Below are 7,668 nucleotides of genomic sequence, written 5' to 3' on the forward strand. Positions count from 1 at the left end.
AGCCTACCGCAGCGCGGGGTAGGGTGACCCGTTTGCGCGGCCGCCCAAGACCCCACCGCCGCGATGCTTCTCCCGGTGACCTGCTGGTTTGCTGCGCGAATTGTGCGCCGGTCCCGTGCGGATGGCAGGATGGGCCGCGACGGCGTGGGTCGGGGATTCGCCGACGCCGTGATCGAACGAGGTCCGCGCCGCTGGCGTGCCGCGCGCGGACCGTGAGGAGTCACCGTGGTCCAGTTCCCCCGTACCATCCGCCGCAGCCTGCTCGGCGTGTTCGCCGTCACCGCCGCAGGCGGGGCAGCCGCCGTGGCGCTCGCCATCCCCGGCGGGGTCGGCGCCCCCGAGGCGACGGCCGCCACCAACCCGTGCGCGGCCAGCTCGATCGCCAAGACCATCGGTTCGGTGGCCACGTCCACGGGCATCTACCTCGACGCCCACCCGAAGACCGACGCCGCGCTGACCACCATCTCGCAGCAGCAGGCGGGCCCCCAGTCGCTGGCGGCGCTCAAGGCGTACTTCGACGCCAACCCCGACGCCGCCAAGGACATCGGGGAGTTGCAAGCGCCGCTGGTGTCGCTGTCCAACCAGTGCAAGCTGCCGGTCTCGCTGCCGCAGCTGCTGGGGTTGGTGCAGGCCGTCCAGGGGGCGGGCGCAGCCGCACAGGGTGGGGCTCCCAGCAGTTTGCCAGGAACGCTGGGAGCCGCGCAGACCGTCGGCGTTCCCGGTGGCTCCGCGCCGACGGTGACGGCGCCCGGCGCGCCGGCCCGGCCCGGGGGTGCGGCGACTCCTGGAGCGGTGAGCACCACGTCGGGCTAGTCCCACGAGCGTCGACGTCGTCCCTGGACGCCGTCGTGACCTGCGATTTCACGGTCGGGCGACACCGGTTGTGCACAAGGCGGGAAACTCGTCGGGGATTCTGCTTAGCTTTTCTGTGTCGGTAACCGCCTGGGGTTACGGCGTGTCCGTCTTGGAAGAAGGAGCTTGATCATGTTGCTCTCGGCCCGTGCTGGGCGACGTGCGGTTGCTGGCGCACTGGGCGCCGGCTCGATCGCAGGCGCGATGCTGTTCGGCGCGATCCCGTCTGCCATGGCCGACGACCCGGCCCAGAACCCCCCGAACTGCACCGCCGCCGACCTGGCAGGCGTCGCCGCGGGCGTGTCGGCCTCCACTTCGGCCTACCTGTTCACCCACCCGGACGTGAACTGGTTCTTCACCAGCCTCGAGGGCAAGCCGCGCGAAGAGCTCCGCAAGGACGTCACCGCCTACCTGGATCAGAACCCGCAGACCAAGGCGGAGCTGACGGGCATCCGGCAGCCGCTGGTCGACATCAAGAATCGCTGCGGCTCGGCACCGGCGCCCGCAATTCCGTAACCCCCGTGCCTGCGAGGCAGGGGGCACATCCCACCGGGGAGGACGTCGGGCCGGAAGCCGGCAGGGAGCCGGGCCGGATGGTCCTGATGGTCGACGACGACCCGGACGTTCGTACCTCGGTGTCGCGCGGTCTGCGGCACTCGGGGTTCGACGTCCGGGTGGCGTCGAATGGCAAGGAAGCGCTGCGGCTGCTGTCCACCGAGACCCACGACGCGTTGGTGCTCGACGTGCAGATGCCCGAACTCGACGGCGTGGCCGTGGTGACGGCGCTGCGGGCGCTGGGCAACGACATCCCGATCTGCGTGCTGTCGGCGCGTGACACGGTCAACGACCGCATCGCCGGTCTGGAGGCCGGTGCCGACGACTACCTGACGAAGCCGTTCGACCTCGGCGAGCTGGTGGCGCGGCTGCATGCGCTGCTGCGGCGCTCCGCGCACTCGGAGCAGCAGTCGGACACGTTGACCGTCGGTCCGCTGACCATCGACACCGCGCGCCGGCTGGTGTTCGTCGACGGTGATCGCGTGGAGCTGACCAAGCGTGAGTTCGACCTGTTGGCGGTGCTGGCGGAGAATGCCGGCGTGGTGCTGTCGCGGCAGCGCCTGCTGGAACTGGTGTGGGGCTACGACTTCGACGTCGACACCAACGTCGCCGACGTGTTCATCAGCTACCTGCGGCGCAAGCTGGAGCGCGACGGGCATCCCCGCGTGATCCACACCGTGCGCGGCATCGGGTACGTACTGCGACAAGACGGCTGACGGGTGCAGTTACCCCGCTTCCTGAGGTCGGCCTCGCTGCGCACGCGCGTGGCGCTGGCCTCGGCGGTCGCCGCGGCGGCCGTGGTCGCGGTGTTCACGGTGCTGACGTCGCTGGTGCTCGCCAACAACGATGCGGTGCAACTGGATCGGCGCCTGGACTCGATCGTGGACGCCAGCATGTACCCCGAGCAGTTCGGCAACTCGAGCCGCGGCGTGCTCACCACGGGTCGGTCGCGCTCGTCCGGGCAGGTGGTGTTCCAGCGCGGGTTCCAACTTCCCCGCCTGCCACCGGGCACGGCCACGGTGGAGGTCAACGGCCTCGAGTACCGCGTGCGCACGATCCCCATGGACCAGCAGGGCGGCGTGCTGATGTCGGTGGGCATCCGCGCGGACAGCATCCTGTTGAACAGCGCCAGGATTCCGCTGTACGCCACGGTCGGTCTGATCACCGTGCTGATCGCAGGCGGGCTCGGCTGGTTGCTCGCCGGACCCGCCATCCGGCCGCTGCGCAAGCTCACCGCGCAGACGATGCGGCTGGGGAAGGGCGGCGAGCGGATCGAGGCGGTCAAGGGCGTCCGCGAGGCGGAGGAGCTCTCCGATGCCATGGTCGACATGCTCAGCCGGCTGGCGGCGGCGCAGCAGGTCACGACGACGAGTCTGCAAGCGGCACAGGACTTCGCGGCCAACGCCGCCCACGAGCTGCGTACCCCGCTGACGGCGATGCGTGCGGACCTGGACACGCTGCGCATCCACGACCTGCCCGCCGACGAGCGCCAGGAGGTGGTCGCGGACCTGTCGCGCGCCCAGCGGCGCGTCGAGGCGATCATCACCGCGCTGGGGCAGCTGGCGTCGGGACAGCTGGCGCAGGCCGAGGACCGCGAGCCCATCGACGTCACCGACATGCTCGACCGGGTGGCGCGCGAGAACGCCCACTCGGGGGCGGTCGAGATCGTCGTCGAGACCGACGACGACGTCGGCACGGTGTGGGGGTGGCCGGGCGGTCTGCGTCTGGCGGTGGACAACTTGGTGCGCAACGCGATTGCGCATGGCGGCGCGTCGCGCATCGTGCTCGCGGCCCACCGCCGCACCCCCGGGCTGCTCACCATCGTGGTCGACGACGACGGCCGCGGGTTGCCCGCCGAGGAGCACGAGGCCGTCCTGGGCCGCTTCGTGCGCGGCAGCACGGCCGCCGTCGGCGGGTCCGGGCTGGGGTTGGCGCTCGTCGCGCAGCAGGCCGACTTGCACGGCGGCGCCATCGAATTGGCCGACGGACCTGGTGGCGGGTTGCGCGCGGTGCTGACCGTGTCGACCGCCGCGGTCGACGACGCCGACGATCAGGACGACGAGGTCACCGTCGAGCCAGGACCGCTACGACGCCGCGCCAGCCGAGTACGAGGATGGCGGTGGCGCACGCCGCGACCACCACGAAGCTAGGCACCACGGTCGCAGACACCAGCTTGCGCAACACCATTCCGACGACGAGGGTCGACAGCCAGACCACCAGCCCGGTGGGCCGCAGCGACGTGGGCTTGCGCCACCCCCTGACGATCACCCACCCGACCGCCGTGCCGGACAGGAAGGGCCAGGCCGTGGCGAGCACGCCGGCGACGGTGACGCCCTCGGCGTGACTGCGGCGGCCGACGGCCGCGAAGGCCAGGATGGCCGCCGCGTCGGCGAGCAGGGCCAGGGCGACGGTGCGCTTCTCAGCCGACGGCATAGGTCATCACGTCCAAGTTCAGTGGGGAGGTGTTGGTTTCGGTGCGGGGAGCGAAGCCCGCCACCATGGGCGCGGGTCTGCCCGCGAGCAGCGGCCCCAACGCATCGTAGGACGTCACCCTGCCGGTGAGGTCGAAGGACCGGATCTCGAACGGAATGCCGTTGGCGCGCAACGGGTCCGGGCCATCCATCACGTGGAAGTGCAGGTGCGGGGCGTCGGTGTTGCCGCTGTTGCCGAGGCTGCCCACCACCTGGCCGGCCGTGAGTTGCTCGCCGGGGGACACCGTCACCGAGGCGGTCTTCAGATGCGCGTAGAAGGCGTAGTTGCCGTCGCCGATGTCCTGCACCACGTGATTACCGCCGTACTCGTCCAGGCGCAGTCCGGTCGGGGCGGTGCCCGGCGTCTGCTCGGGCAGGCCGTCGACCACGGCCACCACCGGTCCGTCGGCGACGGCGTGTACGTCGTCGCCGAAGTAGGGGTAGGACTCGAGCTTGGTCGGGTCACCGGTGGTCACCGTGCCCTGCGGGCTCAGCTGGACGTAGTCGATGGCGAACCGTTCGGCCACCCAGAGGGCCCCGTTGATGGGGTTGAGCGCCATGCGGTGTGCGGTCATGTCGGTGCAGCAGCCGTCGCCGTTGAGCCATCCGGGCCCGTCGAGCGGCGGCGCGATCACCGCCGGAGCGTGCGTCGAGACGGTGACGGGGGCGACCTCGGCGGTGACCGTGGCGGGCAGCAGGGGTGGTGACGGCGTGCTCACGTCCACCACCACCGTATGCGAAAGCCGTTCCGGCACAGCGGGTGTGGTGCCCTGGCTGGGATCGATGGCGACGTCGAGCCACACCGTGGCGTTACGGCCGGCGCCCAGCGTGGCGGTGGGGGTACCCGCGTCGCCGAGCAGGCGCGTGCGGCCGGCCAACTCGGGGCCGTCGAGCGTCAGCAGCGTACGGTCGCCCGCGGTCACGGCGAGCGACCGCACGGTGACGTCGCTGCCCATGGCGTTGGTGAGTTGCAGCTCGTAGGCCAGGTGCACCTTGCCGTCGGTACCGGGGACGGGGATGGGGGCGGCCAGGACGTGGGCCAGCACGGGGGTGACCACGCTGGGTTCGGCGTCCTCTGCGGTGGGTGCGGCCGATGAGGTGTCGGAACCGCTTTCGGCAGAGGGGGATTCGGATGATCCCGAGCACCCGGCGAGCAGCGTCAGCACGGCGAGGCCGGCCAGGACGGCGCTTCGCGGGGTGGTCATGGCCTAGATCCTATGAGGGTCGTGCGGATCGCGGGCCGACTCCGGGGTGGCGTCGGTGCCGGGGTCGGTGTCGGGATCGACGTCCTTCTCGGTGCGGAACAGGAAGAAGAACACCACCCAGCCGATGGCCGAGATGAAGATCCAGCTGACCAGCCGATAGATCAGCATCGCCGAGATGGCGGCCGCCAACGTCATGCCGCTGGACACCAGCCCGGGCACCAGGACCGCCTCCACCACCAGCAGCCCACCCGGCATCAGCGGGATGGCGCCGACGGCGCGCGCCGCGGCGTAGGCCACCGTGAGCCCCGCCAGCGACGGGTGCCCCCCGGCCGCGTACGCCGCGAACGCCAGGCACGCGACGTCGGCGATCCAGTTGAACAGCGACCAGCCGAACGCCTTGCCCAGCGCCCGACGGCTCAGGCTCACCGACTCGAGCTGCCCGAGCAGCTCGCGCCACTTCGCCAACCCGGTGTCGGCGGGCTTGCCGCGCACCGAGTTGACCCAGGACAGCACGCGCACGCCGATGCCGTCGATCTGTTGGGGGTTCGCCGCCACCGACTGCGCCAACAGCAGCAGTGCGACGAAACCGCCGAGCGTGAAGATCAGCGACAGCGGGTTCTTGCTGGCCCCGAGCAGGAACGCGCCGCCGAGCCCGAGCAGCGCCAGGCCGACGGCCTGCAGCACGCCGGACATCACCAGCTGCCAGGACGCGACGACGGGCGTGGCGCCCCAGAGGCGCTGCTGGCGGTAGATGAACGTCGCCGACAGCACCGGGCCGCCGGGCATGGTGGTGGACAGCGCGTTGCCCGCGTAGAACGCGGCCTCCGAGCGCCACTGCCGCACCCGGACGCCGGCCGAACGCAGCAGGGTGCGCTGGATCTGGGCGAAGCTGTGCATCGAGGCCATGGCCGCGACGACGGACGCCGCGACCCACCACGCGTTGGCGGTCAGCAGGCTGTGCCACGCCTTGGCGAGCTGATCCCACACCAGCACGACCTCGACCGTCAGCACCACGACGGCGACGGCGATGATCACCCAGCGCAACCACCAGTACTTGCCACGCTGGCGTCCTTCTCGGCGAGAGTCGCCGGCCGGCGCGTCGTGCGACACGCCCTACAGGGTAACGGCGGGCCCCCCGCGGCTCGGGGACCCTCGACCAGGATCATCGAGAATGATCATGACCGGCAGTACGCTACGTCGCATGTCACAGGGGTTCTCGTGGGATACCGCGGCCGACGAGGCCGTGCACCCGCTGGTGCGCAAGGGTGCGGCGTGGTCGTGGCGGCTGCTGGTGATCTTCGCCGCGCTGGCCGCCCTGCTGTGGGTGGTGGCGCACCTCGAGGTGATCGTGGTGCCGGTGCTGCTGGCCACGATGCTCACGGCCATGCTGGTACCGGTCGTGGACCTGCTGGATCGCCGCGGGCTCAACCGGGGCGCGGCGGTGGCGATCGTGCTGCTGAGCAGCCTGGTGGTGGTCGGCGGATTGCTGACGTTCGTGGTGAGCCAGTTCGTCGAGGGTGCGCCCGCGCTCGTCGAACAGGTGACGCAAAGCATCGACAACGTCCGTCAGACGTTGTCGACGGGCGTGCTGTCGCACTTCTCGAACGAGCAGGTGCAGAGCGCCACCCAGGCAGCCATCGACGCGCTGAAGAACAACCAGTCCAAGCTCACCAGCGGGGCGTTCTCCACGGCGGGCACCATCGCCGAGATCGTCACCGGTGCGCTGCTGGCGTTCTTCACGCTGATCTTCCTGTTGCACGGCGGCCGCAACATCTTCGCGTTCGTCACCCGGGTGTTCCCCACGCGGACGCGCGCCCGGGTCCGCGACGCCGGCCGGGCGGGCTTCCACTCGCTCATCGGTTACGTGCGAGCCACGTTCCTGGTGGCGCTCGTCGACGCCGTCGGCATCGGCACCGGCCTGGCGATCATGGGCATCCCGCTGGCGCTGCCCTTGGCGTCGCTGGTGTTCCTCGGCGCGTTCATCCCGCTGGTCGGCGCGGTGCTGTCGGGGGCGCTGGCGGTCGTGGTGGCACTGATCGCCAAGGGTTGGGTGTACGCGCTCATCACGTTCGGGCTCATCATCGCGGTGCAGCAGCTCGAGGCGCACGTCCTGCAACCGCTGGTGATGGGGCGCGCGGTGTCGATCCACCCGCTGGCCGTCGTGCTGGCGATCGCGACCGGCGGCGTGCTCGCGGGCATCATCGGGGCGCTGCTGGCGGTGCCCGTCGTGGCGTTCCTCAACAGCGCGGTGCGCGTACTGCTGGCCGAGGACCCGGACGCCGAACAGGCCGCGCTCGAAGCCGACACGGGCCCGACCATCAGCGCCAGACCCGACGAGGTGAGCCCGGCGGGATGACTCCCGCCGGGTCCGACCTACATCCGGCCTTCGCGGCGCAGCAGGTCCGCCGCGCTGACGCCGCCACCGCCGCCACGGCGCTTGCGATCGTCGTCGGCGGCTTCGCGCGTGTCGATCTTCTCCGTGGCGTCCGCCTCGGGCGTGGGCTGCGCGCGGAACGCGGTCGTCGGCGGCTCCGGGGCCGGCTGGGGCGGCTGCGGCGCCGGGCCCGGCTGCGGAGTGCCGACCG

At 71.2% G+C, this 7,668-nt stretch carries 9 protein-coding genes; 5 read left to right on the forward strand and 4 right to left on the reverse strand.

Annotated features, from left to right (window positions below):
* The first annotated feature begins 225 nt into the window (after positions 1-225).
* The 4 genes from AC30CM_RS08495 (at position 226) to AC30CM_RS08510 (ending at position 3,557) form a co-directional block, all read left to right on the forward strand.
* Positions 226-813: a hemophore gene (locus AC30CM_RS08495; RefSeq protein WP_490116407.1), complete on the forward strand. Its 588-nt coding sequence runs from the start codon at positions 226-228 to the stop codon at positions 811-813.
* A 171-nt stretch (positions 814-984) separates the two neighbouring features.
* Positions 985-1,368, forward strand: coding sequence for a heme-binding protein (locus tag AC30CM_RS08500; protein WP_490116408.1), 384 nt, complete (start codon positions 985-987; stop codon positions 1,366-1,368).
* A 77-nt stretch (positions 1,369-1,445) separates the two neighbouring features.
* The gene (locus AC30CM_RS08505) at positions 1,446-2,123 is read left to right on the forward strand and encodes a response regulator transcription factor (RefSeq protein WP_490116419.1); all 678 of its coding nucleotides are present in this window, start codon (positions 1,446-1,448) and stop codon (positions 2,121-2,123) included.
* Between the two features lie 3 nt (positions 2,124-2,126).
* Positions 2,127-3,557: a sensor histidine kinase gene (locus AC30CM_RS08510; protein ID WP_490116409.1), complete on the forward strand. Its 1,431-nt coding sequence runs from the start codon at positions 2,127-2,129 to the stop codon at positions 3,555-3,557.
* Here the strand turns inward: AC30CM_RS08510 and AC30CM_RS08515 are convergent.
* From AC30CM_RS08515 to AC30CM_RS08525, 3 genes are read right to left on the reverse strand one after another with little or no spacing between them, the layout of a single operon-like run.
* Positions 3,472-3,840, reverse strand: coding sequence for a DUF3054 domain-containing protein (locus AC30CM_RS08515; RefSeq protein WP_490116410.1), 369 nt, complete (start codon positions 3,838-3,840; stop codon positions 3,472-3,474). The genes AC30CM_RS08510 and AC30CM_RS08515 overlap by 86 nt on opposite strands.
* Complete coding sequence (locus tag AC30CM_RS08520; protein ID WP_490116411.1) at positions 3,827-5,083, reverse strand: M23 family metallopeptidase; 1,257 nt, start codon at positions 5,081-5,083, stop codon at positions 3,827-3,829. Before AC30CM_RS08520 ends, AC30CM_RS08515 begins: the two co-directional genes overlap by 14 nt.
* Before the next feature lie 3 nt (positions 5,084-5,086).
* Positions 5,087-6,193, reverse strand: coding sequence for a lysylphosphatidylglycerol synthase transmembrane domain-containing protein (locus AC30CM_RS08525; RefSeq protein WP_490116412.1), 1,107 nt, complete (start codon positions 6,191-6,193; stop codon positions 5,087-5,089).
* A gap of 91 nt (positions 6,194-6,284) precedes the next feature.
* Between AC30CM_RS08525 and AC30CM_RS08530 the strand changes: the two genes are divergently transcribed.
* Positions 6,285-7,439 carry an AI-2E family transporter gene (locus AC30CM_RS08530; protein WP_490116413.1) on the forward strand — a complete coding sequence of 385 codons (1,155 nt, stop codon included), beginning with the start codon at positions 6,285-6,287 and terminating at the stop codon, positions 7,437-7,439.
* 17 nt (positions 7,440-7,456) lie between these two features.
* Here the strand turns inward: AC30CM_RS08530 and AC30CM_RS08535 are convergent.
* Positions 7,457-7,668: hypothetical protein (locus AC30CM_RS08535; protein WP_490116414.1), on the reverse strand; the 212-nt coding region annotated here is incomplete at its 5' end.

This window comes from Mycobacterium sp. DHQP2018-32-09 (genome assembly GCF_058148405.1).

Coding starts and splice junctions, on each gene's coding strand:
- AC30CM_RS08515 (WP_490116410.1), bottom strand. CDS start 3,840: ATGCCGTCGGCTGAGAAGCGCACCGTCGCCCTGGCCCTGCTCGCCGAC.
- AC30CM_RS08500 (WP_490116408.1), top strand. CDS start 985: ATGTTGCTCTCGGCCCGTGCTGGGCGACGTGCGGTTGCTGGCGCACTG.
- AC30CM_RS08520 (WP_490116411.1), bottom strand. CDS start 5,083: ATGACCACCCCGCGAAGCGCCGTCCTGGCCGGCCTCGCCGTGCTGACG.
- AC30CM_RS08530 (WP_490116413.1), top strand. CDS start 6,285: ATGTCACAGGGGTTCTCGTGGGATACCGCGGCCGACGAGGCCGTGCAC.
- AC30CM_RS08505 (WP_490116419.1), top strand. CDS start 1,446: ATGGTCCTGATGGTCGACGACGACCCGGACGTTCGTACCTCGGTGTCG.